The organism is Salinivibrio siamensis, from assembly GCF_001996005.1.
Classification (GTDB): Bacteria; Pseudomonadota; Gammaproteobacteria; order Enterobacterales; family Vibrionaceae; genus Salinivibrio; species Salinivibrio siamensis.
In genome coordinates this window covers 1-15,563 of record NZ_MUFB01000004.1, presented here as the reverse complement: position 1 = coordinate 15,563, position 15,563 = coordinate 1, and the positions used below count along the sequence as shown (strand labels likewise).

The following is a 15,563-nucleotide window of genomic DNA, read 5'->3' as shown; positions in this document are numbered from 1 at the left end:
GTATTCACCCRATTRAAATCACAGAAGGAATTGATCATGAGCAACAACGTAGAACTGAACCAGCGCCCCGACCCCGATGCCTTATTGGTGCAAATTGCTGATTATGTCGATAGCACGCCGATTGCCTCGGCAGAAGCCTACAACACTGCCCGTAACTGTTTGATGGATACCCTTGGCTGCGGCTTGCTGGCGCTACGTTTCCCTGAATGTACCAAACACCTGGGTCCACTGGTGCCGGGGACGACTGTGCGCCATGGCGCGCGTGTGCCGGGCACCTCCCACGAGCTTGATCCGGTCACTGCCGCGTTTAACATCGGCTGTATTATTCGCTGGCTCGATTTTAACGATACTTGGCTCGCCGCCGAGTGGGGCCATCCGTCCGATAACCTAGGTGGAATTTTGGCCACCGCCGATTACTTAAGTCGTGTGGCCGTGGCCGAAGGCAAACCACCACTCACTATGCGCGATGTGTTGACCGCGATGATTAAAGCGCATGAGATCCAAGGCGTGCTCGCCCTTGAGAATAGCTTTAACCGCGTCGGGCTCGATCACGTTTTATTGGTGCGCGTGGCATCAACGGCTGTGGTCACCAAAATGCTGGGCGGTAATCGGGAGCAGATCATTGATGCCGTCTCACAAGCTTGGGTAGATGGTTGTGCGCTGCGCACTTATCGCCATGCGCCGAACGCCGGTTCACGCAAATCGTGGGCGGCGGGCGATGCCACCTCCCGCGCGGTGCGGTTGGCGATGATCACCATGAAAGGTGAAATGGGTTTGCCGTCGGTGCTCAGCGCGCCCAAGTGGGGCTATTACGATGTGCTGTTTAACGGTAATCCCTTTAGTATCAAACAAGACTTTGCCAGCTACGTGATGGAAAACGTGTTGTTTAAGATTTCCTTCCCAGCAGAGTTTCATGCCCAAACGGCGGTGGAAGCGGCGGTGACCCTGCATTCACAGGTGAAAGACCGTGTGGATGAGATTGAACGTATTGAAATCACCACCCATGAATCGGCCATTCGCATCATTTCTAAAGAAGGGGAGTTGGCTAACCCGGCTGACCGTGACCACTGCCTGCAATACATGGTGGCCGTGCCACTGCTATACGGCAATCTAGTGGCCGAGCATTACGAGGACGCCTTCCATCACGCCGACCCGCGTATTGATGCGCTACGGCAAAAAATGGTGATCAAAGAAGACCCACGCTATAGCGCGGAATACCTTGAAGCCGACAAGCGCTCGATTGCTAATGCGATCCAAATCTTCTTTACCGATGGCAGCAGTACTGAACAAGTCGCGGTGGAATACCCAATTGGTCACCGCCGCCGTCGCGAAGAAGGGATCCCTGTGCTGGAGCAAAAATTCCGCACTAACTTGGCTACCCGGTTCCCGCAAGCACAGAGCGAAAAAATCGCTGCCTTGTGTAGCGACCAGGCCGCGCTGGAGAAAACCCCGGTGCACGCGTTTATGTCGCTGTTTGTGATTAACTAAGCACGTTATTAAACACGTTGCTTGCTAACTCATCGCTCGCTCATGGCGGGCGATAAGGAGCCGCTTATGCAAGAAGCCAGTTATCAACACCATGCGGATTGGGCCAACCGCGATCCCGAGGGGTTTTGGCAGGCGCAGGCCAAACAGCTCGATTGGTTTACCTTTCCACAAACCATTCTTAGCAAAGATGACAATGGCATTGAGCGCTGGTTTGCCGATGGCACTATGAACACCGCGTATATGGCGCTTGATGCCCATGTCGAGCAAGGTCGAGGCGAACAAACTGCACTTATTTACGACTCCCCGGTCACCGACAAAAAAACCACCTATACCTATGCCGCGCTGCGTGACTACGTGGCGAAAGTTGCGGGCATGCTGGCAGGGCTAGGGGTTGAAAAGGGGGATCGCGTGGTGATTTATATGCCCATGATCCCAGAAGCGACCGTGGCCATGCTCGCTTGCGCACGGCTTGGGGCGATTCACTCGGTAGTCTTTGGTGGCTTTGCCCCGAACGAACTGGCGGTAAGGATTGAAGATGCGGAGCCCAAAGTGGTGCTCACCGCCTCATGCGGCATCGAGGGCGCGAAAACCTTGGCTTATAAGCCGATGGTCGATCAAGCCATCATGGATAGTCGCTACAAACCCGACCATGTGGTGGTCTATCAGCGTGCCATGTGTCGTGCCAATTTAGATAATCCGCGTGATGCTGATTGGGCGGCGCTGTTAGCGGAAGCCACCCCTGCGCCGCCGGTGCCCGTTAATGCTACGGATCCTTTGTATATCCTTTATACCTCCGGCACCACGGGCAAACCCAAAGGCGTAGTGCGTGATAATGGCGGCCATGCGGTAGCGATGAAGTACAGCATGAGCGCGATTTACAACGTCAAACCCGGCGAGGTGTTTTGGGCCGCTTCGGATGTCGGCTGGGTAGTGGGGCACTCGTATATTGTCTATGCCCCCTTGCTACACGGCTGCACCACGGTGATGTTTGAAGGCAAACCCGTCGGCACACCGGATGCGGGCGCCTTTTGGCGTGTGTGTGAGGAGTATAACGTCAGCATCTTGTTCTCGGCGCCTACCGCCTTTCGGGCGATTAAAAAGCAAGATCCAAACGGTGAGCACCTGGCGCGTTATCCGATGACATCGTTACGAACGGTGTTTATGGCCGGCGAGCGGCTTGACCCACCGACATTGGAATGGGTAGAAGAAAAGACCCAGCGACCCGTGGTGGATCACTGGTGGCAAACTGAAACCGGCTGGGCGATTGCCGGCAATCCATTAGGGTTAACCTGTTTTGCGACCAAGCCTGGCTCGGCAACCATGCCAAGCCCGGGGTATCAGGTATGTATCCTCGATGAAATGGGCGACCCTGCGGCGCCAAACCAGCAAGGATATATTGCCGTGAAGCGCCCCCTGCCGCCCAGCTGCCTGCCCACGGTGTGGCGCAACCACGATCGCTTTGAAGCCGGCTATCTCAGCCAGTTCCCCGGTTACTATGTCTCTGGTGATGGGGGCTACATGGACGAAGATGGCTATGTGTTTGTGATGGGACGGATAGATGATGTGATTAACGTCGCGGGTCACCGTTTATCGACCGGAGAAATGGAAGAAGTACTGGGTAGCCATGAAGCGGTCGCCGAATGTGCAGTGGTGGGCATGCACGATGAGCTCAAAGGCCAATTGCCGCTCGGCTTGGTGGTACTGAAAGATGGTTTTGTCTCTGTGAGTGGCGAGATAGAACAGGAATTGGTACAGCGTGTGCGGGATCAAATTGGCGCGATCGCTTGCTTTAAAAAAGCGGTTATCGTCGATAAGTTGCCCAAAACACGGTCAGGGAAAATATTACGTCGCATTATTCGCCAAATGGCGGATGGCGAGGCTTATCACGTGCCCTCGACGATTGATGATCCGAGTAGTTTGGAGACCATCGCCTCGGCGCTTTCACACTAGATGCAAAGGCTGTGAGTACTATCGACAACGCGTGGCACCTTTGTGTGCCACGTTTTTTATTCGTTTACACGTCTACACCGCTTAGGACTCATCACCGTTGTGGGCTTTTTGACGCATTTTTTGTTGATACATCTTGGTATCCGCTTCATCCAACAAGTCATCTAAACCGCGGTGCGAGGTGGCTGAGCTGGTCGCAATGCCTTGGCTAAATGAGAGAGGATACGTGTGCCGGTTGATTTGATTAAATCGTTCAACCACCCCAGCAAAACGCTCGAGGGCATTCTCCGCTTCTTGACGACCCGCACCATAGAGAAACACCACAAACTCGTCCCCACCAAAGCGGGCGAACACATCCGATTCGCGCATATTGGCGCGCAGCAAGTTGGCTAAGTGAGATAACGCGATATCCCCTTCAGCATGGCCGTAGGTATCATTAATCGCTTTAAAGTTATTTAAGTCCAAAAAAGCTAATGAATAGGGAGCATTAATTGACTGGCAATGCTGTACCGCTCGGCTCGCCAGTTGCATAAAACCGCGTCGATTAGAAATGCCTGTAATGTCGTCAGTGTAAGCGGTATGTGCCGATGACAACTCACTTTCCGCGAGTAGCGCCAGATCTTTTAAAAAGCGCACGTCCTCTTGGCTAAAACGTCTTGGCTGGGTATCAATAACACAGAGTGTGCCGATATTGGTGCCATCACTAAGAGAAAGCGGGTGCCCGGCATAAAAGCGGATATGCGGGTCACCAGTCACCAAAGGGTTATCGGCAAAACGTGGATCGGCACTGGCGTCTTGAACCACAAACGGCTGATTGCCCAAAATGGCATGGCCGCAAAAAGAAATATCGCGGGAAGTTTCGCGCACAGTCAGGCCAAAGCAGGATTTAAACCACTGACGATCGTTGTCGATTAAGCTAACGAGGGCGATCGGGACGTTGAATAAACGTTTTGCTAAGCGAGTGATACGGTCAAAGCGCTCTTCGTCTTCGCTATCTAGCAGGCCCGTCTCTTCTAGTTTTTTTAAACGCTGATCTTCATCTTGTGGCTTAATGGGACTGAGCATTTATACACTCCTGTTGCTGGCTCTCTAAACGCTGACTCTCTAAATACAGTAGAGGCGCTAGACAGAAGTGTCTAGGTCAGAAGACGACATAGGTCGCCTACTGACACAAAAGTGCGATAGCGCTTGCGGCTTATTGCACCAAGCAGGCAAACCCTTTCAGGTAAAAGCCTTCAGGATAAGCACTGTGAGTGGGATGATCCGCCGCTTGTGCAAAGCGTTCGATAAACTGCACGTTCTTACCGGCATCTAACGCCGCATCCGCGAGGATCTTTTGGAACAGCCCCGCATCCATCAAACCCGAGCAAGAGTAGCTGAGCAGCACACCACCCGGATTAAGAAGCTGCATGGCGAGCATATTGATATCTTTATAGCCGCGACATGCGCCGGTCAGTTGGGATTTCGACTCGGCAAACTTAGGTGGGTCCATCACAATCACGTCAAAGCGCTCGCCTTGTTCGCGATAAGTGCGCAGCAGCTTGAACACATCGGCATTGACAAATTCCGCGCGGGTGAGTTCAAAGCCGTTTCGTGCCGCATTGGCTTTCGCTTTGTCGAGCGCAGGCTGTGACACATCGACATTAGTGACATGTTTGGCATTGCCTTTTTGCGCATACAAGCCAAAGCCGCCCGTATAACAAAAGCAGTTTAAGACCCGTTTGCCATCCATGTATTTCACCGCTTGTTCGCGACTATCACGCTGGTCGAGATAAAAGCCGGTTTTGTGGCCGTTGGTAATATCAACCTCAATCGCCACGCCATTTTCTTCGATGATGACAGAGGCAGGCGGCTCCTCACCGTGCAAAACGCCGGTGCGCGGTTTAAGGCCTTCTTTTTTACGAATGGCCACATCGGAGCGCTCATAGATATGACAATCTGGAAACTCGGTGCGTAGGGCGGTGACCAGATTATCACGCTGGGCATCCGCGCCGGCGCTAAGCAATTGGCACACCAAGTAGTTATCGTACTTGTCGACAGTGATGCCGGGCACACCGTCTGACTCGGCGGCTAAGAGACGATAACCGGTTAAGCCATCACGCTCGGCGAGCATGGTACGTAGCGGTTTTGCCGCACGAATACGGGCAAGGAAAAAGTCACTGTCGATGGTGGTTTTTTCAAAGCACCACATGCGTACCCGAATTTGCGATTGTGGCGAGAACGCGCCAAGGCCTAAAAACTCGCCTTGATGATCACAGACAGTGACAGTGTCACCTAAACCTGGCTTTCCTTCAATACGGGCAATGCCGCGCGAGAAAATCCAGGGGTGGCGGCGTTTGATCGATTTATCGCGGCCTTTGGCGAGATACACAGTGGCAGTCATGATGGTGTCCTAACGAGGCAAAGCAAAAAAGGGCGGGTATTGTCGAGCAAGGTCAGGGGGATTGCAATAAAAACGCGCCCAGAGAAGGGCGCGTGATTACAAGCGTGAGGGGGTAGACCCAGGCGTTTAGGTACGAAGCCCTGCCACTAAGGTTTTCAGCTGATGAGCTTGTGCGCCCAGCTCGCTGACTTCGGTGGCAGAATCTCGCAGCATTTGTGCCACTTGGGTCGATTGGCTGCGTACTTGTTCGACGTCTTGCGAAATTGTGCCCGCGACATTGCCTTGCTGTTCGGCAGCGGCCGCAATCTCGGTGCTGCGATCGGCGATGGTGCCACTGCGCTCAGCGATTTGGCTGATTTCGGTATCAATTTCTTGCACCGCTGCCTCGCTGGCGGACGCATTTTCAACCGTGCCTTCCATCACGCGGCGCAGATCCGCGGTATGCGCTTGCAGTGATTCAATCATAGACTGAATATCAACCGTTGACTCTTGGGTGCGACTGGCCAGTGTGCGTACTTCATCGGCCACCACGGCAAAGCCGCGGCCTTGTTCACCGGCACGTGCCGCTTCAATCGCCGCATTCAGCGCCAACAAGTTGGTTTGTTCACTGATGCCATTGATGGTGGTCACCACGGTACCAATTTGCTCGGCGTTTTTGCTCAGCTCGCTAACTTTATCCGCTGCTTGGGCAATTTCGCTGGCAAGGCCGTTAATCGCGGCCATGGTTTGCTGGACTTGCTGACGTCCTTGGTTCGCCGCTTCGGTGGCCTCTTGCGTTTGGGTTGAGGTGTCCGTGGCATGGCTGGCCACTTCGCGAATCGAGCCTGCCATTTCTTCGGTGGCACTGGCCAGTGAATCAAGATACTGGCGCTGACTCTCACCCAAGGCTTCACTCTCATCGCTACGCTGCTGCAAGCTTGCTGACAAGCCATCCATCATCTCAGCGCTTTGTTGAATCGCCTTCACCAAGTTTTGCTCGCGCTCAAGCACTTTATCGATAGTGACGGCAATTTGGCTAAACTCATCACGAACAGGAATAAAGTTCATTCGGTAGCTCAGCTCACCATCTGCTAGCTTTAATAAGGCTTGGTTCATGGTGTACATCGCGCCGCCAATAAAGGTCATGATGTAGTAAATCAGTACTGCAATCACCAGAACCATACCGATCAGCAGGCTCCAGTCGGTGGCGCTCATATGGCTAAACAGTGAGCCGTCAAGTTGATAGACAAGCTCATTACCATTGAACGTAAAACCGGTTTGCTGGTTATTGAGCAGGGTTTGTACCTCGCCTTTCGGGAGGTCGTATTTATCAACCATGGCTTGAATGGCTTGGCCTTCCGCTTCCATCTTGTGTGCCACACGGGTATCCGAGGCGGCATCCAAGGTAAGCGCAATCACAACCATTGCGAGCAAGGGGAGGAAAAAGATAAGGTAAAATTTTTCTTGTAGCCGAAGGTGGATAAAATATTTATCAATCCATCGAAACGCAACTTCTTTCATGACGCCATCCTGTCAAACGACTTGTCTCATGTAGCGTTATACAGGTGTCGTTTTGCAATGGGAATATAGGAGAGGTGACAGATGTCTCAAAAATGTGTCAAAGCCTATGTCACAGGTCACGTTCAGGGGGTTGGCTTTCGTTATCACACCGCCCATGAGGCGTTGAAGCTCTCATTAACCGGATACGCGAAGAACCTGCCGGATGGTCGCGTTGAGGTATTGGCTTGTGGACGTGAAGAATCAGTGGATTCGTTAATGGCGTGGTTAGATAAAGGGCCACCGACGGCGGGCGTCGATCAGGTTGATCAAGAGGACGCGGAATGGCGCGCCGTTGATGGCTTTGCCATCTTGTAGCGCCTTAGTAACAGGTCTCAATAGAAGAGAGCCTAGATCCAATCGTTACATGCGCCGCGAAGGTGTGGCGGCGCTTGAACTATCGGCCTCGGTGACTAGAGGCATTTCGCGGGCTTGGGTAAGCCTGCCAGCTTGGTGGCCTGTTTTGCCGGGCCTTTAGGGAACAGCTTAAACAAGTATTTGCTGTTACCTTTCTCCGGGCCGTATTCTTTTTCCATCGATTTAACCAACAAACGCACCGCTGGTGAGGTGTTGTACTCTTGATAGAAATGGCGGACGAAGTGAATCACTTCCCAATGGGCTTCGGTCAGCGCAATGTTTTCTTGTTCTGCAAGCAGCGGTACCAGGGCTTCGTGCCAATCATCCACATTTTTTAAATACCCTTGCGCATCCGTCGCAATGGTTTCACCTTCATACACCAGCATACTTTTACCTTTGTTCGTCATCTGACCGGACGTTATCGCTTTGATTGAGGCTGCAAAGCATAGCGAGCAGGGCGGGCGAGTGCAACTGGCGTTCACTGTGCCTGATGTGGCGCGCTTCACTGAGTGGGTGCGCCATTCAATCACACGCTTTTAGGGCTAAAAAAGCAGCCATAAAAAAAGCCGGCGCATGCCGGCTCTTTGTGACTTACGGTTTAAAGCACGAGGCTTAGTCGTCGTTCATAAAGCCAAGAATGCTCAGCATATGAACGAAGATGTTGAAGATGTTCAAGTACAGCGACACGGTGGCGCGGATGTAGTTAGTCTCGCCGCCATTAATGATGTTGCTGGTGTCATACAGAATGAAGGCTGAGAAAATCAGTACCGCGATGGTGCTGATTGCCAAGCTCAGCGCTGGGATCTGCAAGAAGATGTTCGCGACCATCGCCACCAGTAGAGCAATCACACCCGCGACCAAGAAACCACCCATGAAAGAGAAGTCTTTCTTAGAGGTAATGGCATACGCCGATAGGCCTAAGAACACCATACCTGTGGTCGCCAACGCCTGCATGACAATTCCTGGGCCGCTAGACAGGCTCAGGTAGTAGGTCAAGGTTGGACCGAGTGAGGCACCCAGTAAGCCGGTAAACACGAAGGTCCATACAATACCGGCGGAAGAGTTCATGGTGCGTGGTAGCACAAAGAACACGATCGCCAACGCACCTAGGGTCATACCTAGCGACATCATTGGGCCGATGCCGACAGCGATAGCGATAAAGGCCGCGATAGCACTGGTGATCAGTGTCATCGATAGCAGTGCATACGTATTACGTAGCACTTTGTTTGTAGATAACGCACTCTGCTGTGACTGGCTGTGCGAAACGATACGATCGTTCATAACGTTCTCCCGGTTGGGTTAACAATCCATTTTTATATACGACAGTTATGTGGGCAGTCGTTCACTTTTTCAAGCCGCCCACGTCCTTAACCTAAACCACGACTGGCTTTTATAAGGTCAATAATACCTTATCCGCGCTCAACACCGATGGTGAAGTTGTAAAAGGATGTTAACCCAGCCCTTTAAGCGCGAACAAGGTAAACTTTGTTACATCAACCACTTCCACCAGACGAACACCGCCAAAAAGCCGAATAAATACACTAATCCAGTAATGGCTAGCGCGCGCATCGCTTTGCTCATGGTCACTTCAGGCGGCAAGCGGTGCTTGGTCACCAAAATATAGTTCAACAGAGCGAAAAAGGGCGTGGTGACAAATGCCGCCACCATGGCGAAATCAAGCATGGTCAGCAGTGCGCCGGTCCAAAACGCCACAATCGCCAGTGCCAACACCGAGATCAGCATCATCCAGCCTTGTGCGATGCCCGGGTGCGCCTCGGCTTCTGTTTGTTCACGCAACAAGCGTTGTGATTCTGATACGACCCGCGCATAGCCATCAATCACGGTAATGGTGCTGCCGAAAATACAGAAAAAGGCGACCACGGCAATCAAATAGCGCGACCATTCACCAATGGTGGCGGCATACAGGCCCACTAACTGGTGCGAAAAGCCAATACCTGATTGCTTTAACTCCACCCCGCTGCCGTGCAGAAGCAAGGCACCGAGTGATAAGAACACAATCGCCAACAGCGCGGTACCGATATAGCCAACGTTAAAATCAAACAGCGCCGCTTTGGCGTTAATCGGCTCAGATTGCGCTTTACGCTTGAGCCACACCGAGGTGATGCTAGAAATTTCAATCGGAGCGGGCATCCAACCCATGGTCACCACAATAAAGCCGATGGCGGCGACAGACCAAATCGAGGGCGCATTGAAGTTGGGTTCAACCGCGACAGGATTCCCCACGGCAATCGTCACCGCCACCAAGGTGGCGCAAGTCAGCGTCGCCATGATCACTTTCGATAAGGTATCCAGCGCTTTGTAATGCCCCGCAATCAAGATGACTAAGCAGGTGGCCACAATAATGCTCGAGAGCACCGTCAGTGAGAGATCAAACGGCACAAAATAGCTGAGCAAGCTGGCACTAAATAAGGTTAAGGCCGCGGTGTTAATCACTCCAGAGACCGCACTTAACGCGACAAACAGCCACAAATAAGGCCGACCTAAACGCGCATAGCCTTCGACCAAGGTTTCACCGGTTCCCGCAGTGTATTGTACGCCTGCTCGAAAAAAGGGGTATTTAAACAAGTTAACGAGCAGGATCAATGCCGCGAGTTGCCAGCCATAAATGGCTCCGGCTTTGGTCGAGGCAACAAGGTGAGAGCCGCCTACAGCTGCCGCGGCCATCATGATGCCAGGCCCCAATGCGCGTAGACGTTGCATCACCGACAAGCTAGATCCTGCCTGATGCGAAGAGACGGTTTGCATGTGTGTTTCCTTTATTGTGGTTGCGTTGTTGTGTTTGCTTTGTTTTATGTTTTTTAGCGCTATTGCTTTTGTTTTTCCATTGAGGCTTATTTTTATCGCTTTACCTTCAATGATTTTGTCAATAGCCACCCATGAATATCATATGAGCCAAACGTGTCAACCAATCYTGCCAAATTTGTTAAGCGTAGGCGTGATGCAGGGTGTGAATGATAGACACCACCAAGGTGACACAAAAAGAGAGGGATAAACATCCGACCATTGTCTGAGAGACAAGACACAGCCAAAAGGTCAGTTTGAAACCCTCTATAACCACTCAATAAGTGTGATCGAGCGTCAAATTCTGCTGGAAATGAGAGTTTAATCACACTAGAATGCTCGCCCAACATGTGCTCTTTGCGCAGCGATAGCCAAAGAGTGACTGTGTCGCGATTTGCGGCTGAAGAAAAAGCGTCCAAGGTCGGGCCCACCTTCACCGAACCCGCGGTACGATGTAACGCATGATGGAACCTCTTGCCACCCCGGCAGCGTGTCGTACTCATCCGTACCGCAAGTGCAACACAACGGCAAGGTAATCTATTTATGCAACTCCTCTATAGTGCGGCAGGTCTGGTCGCTCTGTTTCTATGCGCGTGCGCATTTTCCACCAACCGCAAAGCGATCAACTGGCGAACAGTGCTAGGCGCGTTTGGCCTGCAAGCTGGGTTTGCTGCCCTGGTGCTCTATATTCCCTTTGGTCAAGCCATGCTAGGGGCAATGAGTAATGGCGCGGCGAAGCTGCTCTCCTTTGCCAACGAAGGCATCGAGTTTGTGTTTGGACCTCTGGCGAACGATGGATTTATTTTCGCTGTTAAAGTACTGCCGTTAATCATTTTTATCAGTGCGCTGATTTCTCTCCTTTATCATCTCGGCATTATGCAGTGGGTTATCAAACTCCTCGGCGGCGGCATACAGCGATTACTCGGCACCAGCCGCGCAGAGTCTCTGGTGGCAACCAGCAACATCTTTCTTTCTCAGGGCGAATCTCCTTTGGTAGTTCGCCCTTTTCTTAGCAGAATGACCCGCTCTGAACTCTTCGCCGTAATGGTCGGTGGCATGGCCTCAGTGGCCGGCAGCGTACTTGGTGGATATGCCGCCATGGGCGTGGATTTGAAATACCTGATTGCCGCGAGCTTTATGGCCGCGCCCGGTGGATTATTGATGGCCAAAATCATCGTCCCTGAGACGGAAACACCGGCTGAGCAAAACCAGGTGGAGATCAGCGATAGCGACCAAGCGAACGCGATTGATGCCTTGGCCAGTGGCGCGATGAACGGCATGAAAGTCGCGGTGGCCGTGGGTACTATGCTGGTGGCCTTTATCAGTGTGATTGCGATGCTAAACGCCGGACTCGGGAGCATTGGCGAGCTGCTTGATTTAGAAGGCTTAAGCCTAGAAAGCCTGTTCGGCTATTTATTCTCACCCTTAGCATTGCTTACTGGGGTGCCGGTGCATGAAGTGTTTGCCGTTGGTAACCTATTAGGGCAGAAAATCGCACTCAATGAGTTTGTCGCCTTCTTATCTTTTGCCGATATCAAAGCGAACTTGTCGGTGCAAAGCCAGGTGATTGTCACCTTTGCCTTGTGTGGCTTTGCCAACATTGGCTCGATTGCCATTCAACTTGGCTCGATTGGTGCTATGGTGCCCGAACGCCGCAAAGATGTGGCAAGCTTAGGCGTGCGCGCAGTGATTGCCGCCACCTTTGCCAACCTAATGAGTGCGGCACTGGCGGGTATTTTTATCGCGCTATAAACACTGCGCAGTAAAGAGACTCAGCTAACGTGTCTCAGTTAAAAGCAGGGCGATTGGCGGCAAGCTAATCGCCTTTTGCTAGCATGTTCGCCAAGCTGATCATTGATTGAGCGAGCAGACAAAAAGCGGCAAATAAAGGGTTTACAAGCCACAGCGAACCCAATAATATACGCCGCGTTCCGGAGAGATGGCTGAGTGGTTGAAAGCACCGGTCTTGAAAACCGGCAAGGGTTAATAGCCCTTCTAGGGTTCAAATCCCTATCTCTCCGCCACATACCGAAAAGCCGCTGCTCAGTCAGCGGCTTTTTTGCGTTTATCCCCCTACAAATCCCCAAACCCTGACCTCACCAACATTTTAGACCCCTTTGCCTAAACACACTGCCCAGCGTTTGATAATCTAGCCCACGAAAAATTGCCCTGTAAGGCCTTTTGGACGCCGCTAACCAGAGGGCGGTAGCGTGGGTGTTAAAGCGCATTCCACTAAACTGCCAAGCTATATATTTACACAGCTTATCGGCGAGGGAAGCCAGATTGTGTGCACGATTATCCGGCACACATTCACATTATCACCAAACGAAAAAATAGAAATGCTATTTAATCAATGGGTTGCATTTTATTGCTTGGGGATAATGTGAACGCCTGAGCCGTGATAGGCGGCATGCACACTTTCGTAGACGAGTTGATTGCTTCGAGCGTTGAAAATAATTTTACTAACAATAGCTTAGGCGATAAAAGATGCGTATAACGGTTTTGACAAATCGAGCACGCGCACTAATGCAATGTTAAGTTTAAATGGAGGTAAACATGAGCTCTGGGTTACATTCCATAGAAAATGAAAAAGTAATATTCTATGTGGATACAGAAGAATGTGGTCGTAAGTATATGTCGGCGAGTCGATCATCGTATAAGGGTAGCAATTATAAAATCGTCTTTGTCGATGCTATGAAGTTTTTAGCTCTCTGGAAAAATGACCCAGGTAAGCAAGAATATCAACTATCTTCAGGTGATAAATCTGCATGGGAATCAGATTACAAATATCCTGCTGCTGAATATGGATTCTCTCATGGACTTTCTAACCCAGTACCTTTAGCGTTCCCTCATTGCCAGGAATCTGAATATGGTCCTTATGCTTCCTTCAGCAATGGAATTACCAGAACAATATGGCTATTGTCGAAAGGAGCTAAATCATTCCCCTTAGAAACTGACAATGAATCAGCACAACTATTTGTCAAATATGCGGGGGTTGGGAAAGGTATATTTAGTGCTGAAGAGTATAGAAACTTAACAAAGTCATGAAATTGACCTCAATAAGCTGCACTTCTTTCGGCAATTTATAACGGCGTTATATTAATTAAGGTAGCCATGGCGTATTTATTGGATTTACAAAAATTAAAGCTTGGCGATATAATTCTTCAAGCTGGTGATACAAAGTTTAGTGCTTGGATAAAAGCAGGGACTAGAAGTTATTATTCTCATGCAATGATTTACGTAGGTAATTCAATAATTCATGCATTAACAGATGGAGTGTACTCTACTAACCCTCAAAGAATACTTGTTGAGCGACCTGAGGACCTCATAGTTCTGAGAAAAAAGGGGGGATTAAACTCAAAACAAGAGTCAATAATTACCGAGTTTTCTCGGAATTTATCCGGAAGCCTTTATAACATTCCTGAAGCAGGCGCTAGTTTAATATTTAACAAGTTTAATAAAGATGCAGTTACATCTGATCAGTTTTGCTCAAGGTTGGTTGCGCAATCATATCAACAAGCAGGGCTTTCAATTGTTAAAAATGTGGACTATTGTTCGCCTGAAAATATTCATAAATCGGATAAGCTAGTAAAAATTAATGGCTGTACAAGACAGGCTTTAGAAAAAGAGATAGAGTTTGCTAATTCTGAAGATCCGATTAAAGAAAATCAGAAACGCACATTTGAATGGTTGAATAAATCTAGAGGTGATTTTGCAGAAAAAGGAATAGTAATTCAATCAGAAAATGATGTGCAACAGGCCTTAATGAATCACCCAGAATTAGATTCTAAAATATGTGAATACGTCATCGATAGTGGCTATTTAGAGCATTATGATTTTGATAAAAAGGTTAATCCTCACAGATATAACCTAGAAAGTTTTCTTACTAAAGCTGGTAGCCCAGAGAAAGCTTTAGACCTTTTTTATGGTGAAATAAACAAAGAGCCTGGAGAGATAACCCGGCATACAACAAGTTACTTTAGGGCAGGACTTAATTTTAGCCATTTGGGCTTGCGTTACAGTCAACTAAATCAAGAACTATATAAAAATTTATTAGGCATGTCCCTTGAGAGACTTGAAGTTCTTTGTGGTTTTGCGAAACTAATACGTCAACCAAAGCTAATTGAAATTTGTGATTATCAGATTCAATATCTGCGAAAATTAATATAACAAGGCCAGGCAAGGGACAGCCAACCGCTGGCGCGTTTGTCTGCCCCTGCTGGCAGCGTTATGCATAAAAACAAAACGAATCATTTAAGTGAGATGGATTGCATATGTCGCTAAAAGAAGACTTAAAGTCTGTACTGGCTGAGCTCTCACCAATTCTTGCGGGCTTTAAGCTGGCTGTGATAGTAATCGGTTATTTTGGATTTGGCTCTGTAGCTAAATGGATTATCTCTTATTGGTATCCTTTTACTAGGTGGGTGTGGAATCAAGTAGCAATTGTGCTTTACCTACCAGAGTTTCCATTAATCGTAAAAGATAGTTTAACAGCGCTTGTATTCTTTATGCCACTGGGGATCACAGCTATAAGTCAAAGAATAAGAGGTGTTGAAAAAAGTGAAGAGAAGCACAGAGTTTCAAGTGCTCTTTTCGGATTTCTATTTTTAATCTTGATTTGCAAGGACGTTATTACTTCAATTTTAGATTCACTCTCAACATCAATACAGGAGTTTAACTCTAGTGAGGAATATCAATCTTTTTTACGGATATTTGAAAGGTTTGACGAAGCTATTTCTACGGCAGTACCTATTTATACTGGTTTGGTAGGTGTTTACTTGTTAATAAAGATTCTAACATCTACAAGCGCTCTCAAAAAAATATCATTTTCTACTAAATTTACCTCCTGGGAAAACAAGTTAAAAGTACGTATCGGCCAACAGAGCAGGCATTTTTTACGAATCAATTTAATTGTCACCCTCATTCTTTTCCCTCTATTAGGATTGAGTTTGGTTTTTATTAGTGAACCAGTCAATGCAAGCGCAATATTGGGAGCAATTGTAATTCTTATAATAATTTTCGCTAGCTTACTGTTAGCTATATTCTATGC

General features: G+C 49.4%; 13 protein-coding genes and 1 tRNA gene. 8 read left to right on the top strand and 6 right to left on the bottom strand.

Annotated elements, in window-relative coordinates:
- The first annotated feature begins 36 nt into the window (after positions 1-36).
- Both BZG73_RS03220 and BZG73_RS03215 read left to right on the top strand, forming a co-directional pair.
- On the top strand, positions 37-1,488 hold the full coding sequence (locus BZG73_RS03220) for a bifunctional 2-methylcitrate dehydratase/aconitate hydratase (RefSeq protein WP_077667564.1): 1,452 nt from the start codon (positions 37-39) through the stop codon (positions 1,486-1,488).
- A gap of 66 nt (positions 1,489-1,554) precedes the next feature.
- Entirely contained in the window at positions 1,555-3,438 is a 1,884-nt protein-coding gene (locus BZG73_RS03215; RefSeq protein WP_077667563.1) for a propionyl-CoA synthetase, read from the top strand.
- A gap of 81 nt (positions 3,439-3,519) precedes the next feature.
- Here the strand turns inward: BZG73_RS03215 and BZG73_RS03210 are convergent, their stop codons facing one another.
- The 3 genes from BZG73_RS03210 to BZG73_RS03200 all read right to left on the bottom strand — a co-directional run bounded on the left by BZG73_RS03210 (position 3,520) and on the right by BZG73_RS03200 (position 7,318).
- Positions 3,520-4,500 (bottom strand): sensor domain-containing diguanylate cyclase, encoded by a 981-nt coding sequence (locus tag BZG73_RS03210; RefSeq protein ID WP_077667562.1) that lies wholly within the window; start codon positions 4,498-4,500, stop codon positions 3,520-3,522.
- A gap of 130 nt (positions 4,501-4,630) precedes the next feature.
- The gene (locus BZG73_RS03205) at positions 4,631-5,818 is read right to left on the bottom strand and encodes a class I SAM-dependent methyltransferase (protein ID WP_077667561.1); all 1,188 of its coding nucleotides are present in this window, start codon (positions 5,816-5,818) and stop codon (positions 4,631-4,633) included.
- A gap of 126 nt (positions 5,819-5,944) precedes the next feature.
- Positions 5,945-7,318, bottom strand: coding sequence for a methyl-accepting chemotaxis protein (locus tag BZG73_RS03200; RefSeq protein WP_077606289.1), 1,374 nt, complete (start codon positions 7,316-7,318; stop codon positions 5,945-5,947).
- A gap of 81 nt (positions 7,319-7,399) precedes the next feature.
- Here BZG73_RS03200 and yccX point away from each other — a divergent pair, with 81 nt between their 5' ends.
- Positions 7,400-7,672, top strand: coding sequence for an acylphosphatase (gene yccX / locus BZG73_RS03195; RefSeq protein ID WP_077606288.1), 273 nt, complete (start codon positions 7,400-7,402; stop codon positions 7,670-7,672).
- Positions 7,673-7,767: 95 nt separating this feature from the next.
- Here the strand turns inward: yccX and BZG73_RS03190 are convergent, their stop codons facing one another.
- The 3 genes from BZG73_RS03190 to BZG73_RS03180 all read right to left on the bottom strand — a co-directional run bounded on the left by BZG73_RS03190 (position 7,768) and on the right by BZG73_RS03180 (position 10,477).
- Positions 7,768-8,097, bottom strand: coding sequence for a TusE/DsrC/DsvC family sulfur relay protein (locus tag BZG73_RS03190; RefSeq protein WP_025672953.1), 330 nt, complete (start codon positions 8,095-8,097; stop codon positions 7,768-7,770).
- Positions 8,098-8,323: 226 nt separating this feature from the next.
- A complete protein-coding gene (locus BZG73_RS03185; protein WP_046073363.1) occupies positions 8,324-8,992 on the bottom strand; it encodes a Bax inhibitor-1/YccA family protein in 669 nt (222 codons plus the stop codon).
- 207 nt (positions 8,993-9,199) lie between these two features.
- Positions 9,200-10,477, bottom strand: coding sequence for an NRAMP family divalent metal transporter (locus BZG73_RS03180; RefSeq protein WP_077459433.1), 1,278 nt, complete (start codon positions 10,475-10,477; stop codon positions 9,200-9,202).
- 579 nt (positions 10,478-11,056) lie between these two features.
- On the opposite strand from BZG73_RS03180, the gene BZG73_RS03175 reads away from it, so the two are divergent.
- The 5 genes from BZG73_RS03175 to BZG73_RS03155 all read left to right on the top strand — a co-directional run.
- On the top strand, positions 11,057-12,265 hold the full coding sequence (locus tag BZG73_RS03175) for a NupC/NupG family nucleoside CNT transporter (RefSeq protein WP_077667560.1): 1,209 nt from the start codon (positions 11,057-11,059) through the stop codon (positions 12,263-12,265).
- Between the two features lie 181 nt (positions 12,266-12,446).
- Positions 12,447-12,537 (top strand) — tRNA-Ser (locus BZG73_RS03170).
- Between the two features lie 532 nt (positions 12,538-13,069).
- Positions 13,070-13,561, top strand: coding sequence for a plasmid fertility inhibition factor family protein (locus BZG73_RS03165; protein ID WP_077667559.1), 492 nt, complete (start codon positions 13,070-13,072; stop codon positions 13,559-13,561).
- A gap of 66 nt (positions 13,562-13,627) precedes the next feature.
- Positions 13,628-14,683 carry a YiiX/YebB-like N1pC/P60 family cysteine hydrolase gene (locus BZG73_RS03160; protein ID WP_077667558.1) on the top strand — a complete coding sequence of 352 codons (1,056 nt, stop codon included), beginning with the start codon at positions 13,628-13,630 and terminating at the stop codon, positions 14,681-14,683.
- Between the two features lie 104 nt (positions 14,684-14,787).
- Positions 14,788-15,563: hypothetical protein (locus tag BZG73_RS03155; protein ID WP_131826182.1), on the top strand; the 776-nt coding region annotated here is incomplete at its 3' end.

What these genes read in the sequence shown, in the direction of transcription:
- BZG73_RS03220 (WP_077667564.1), top strand. Translation starts at nt 37, where the DNA reads ATGAGCAACAACGTAGAACTGAACCAGCGCCCCGACCCCGATGCCTTA.
- BZG73_RS03175 (WP_077667560.1), top strand. Translation starts at nt 11,057, where the DNA reads ATGCAACTCCTCTATAGTGCGGCAGGTCTGGTCGCTCTGTTTCTATGC.
- BZG73_RS03190 (WP_025672953.1), bottom strand. Translation starts at nt 8,097, where the DNA reads ATGCTGGTGTATGAAGGTGAAACCATTGCGACGGATGCGCAAGGGTAT.
- BZG73_RS03200 (WP_077606289.1), bottom strand. Translation starts at nt 7,318, where the DNA reads ATGAAAGAAGTTGCGTTTCGATGGATTGATAAATATTTTATCCACCTT.
- BZG73_RS03210 (WP_077667562.1), bottom strand. Translation starts at nt 4,500, where the DNA reads ATGCTCAGTCCCATTAAGCCACAAGATGAAGATCAGCGTTTAAAAAAA.
- BZG73_RS03185 (WP_046073363.1), bottom strand. Translation starts at nt 8,992, where the DNA reads ATGAACGATCGTATCGTTTCGCACAGCCAGTCACAGCAGAGTGCGTTA.
- BZG73_RS03180 (WP_077459433.1), bottom strand. Translation starts at nt 10,477, where the DNA reads ATGCAAACCGTCTCTTCGCATCAGGCAGGATCTAGCTTGTCGGTGATG.
- BZG73_RS03215 (WP_077667563.1), top strand. Translation starts at nt 1,555, where the DNA reads ATGCAAGAAGCCAGTTATCAACACCATGCGGATTGGGCCAACCGCGAT.
- BZG73_RS03165 (WP_077667559.1), top strand. Translation starts at nt 13,070, where the DNA reads ATGAGCTCTGGGTTACATTCCATAGAAAATGAAAAAGTAATATTCTAT.
- yccX (WP_077606288.1), top strand. Translation starts at nt 7,400, where the DNA reads ATGTCTCAAAAATGTGTCAAAGCCTATGTCACAGGTCACGTTCAGGGG.
- BZG73_RS03205 (WP_077667561.1), bottom strand. Translation starts at nt 5,818, where the DNA reads ATGACTGCCACTGTGTATCTCGCCAAAGGCCGCGATAAATCGATCAAA.
- BZG73_RS03160 (WP_077667558.1), top strand. Translation starts at nt 13,628, where the DNA reads ATGGCGTATTTATTGGATTTACAAAAATTAAAGCTTGGCGATATAATT.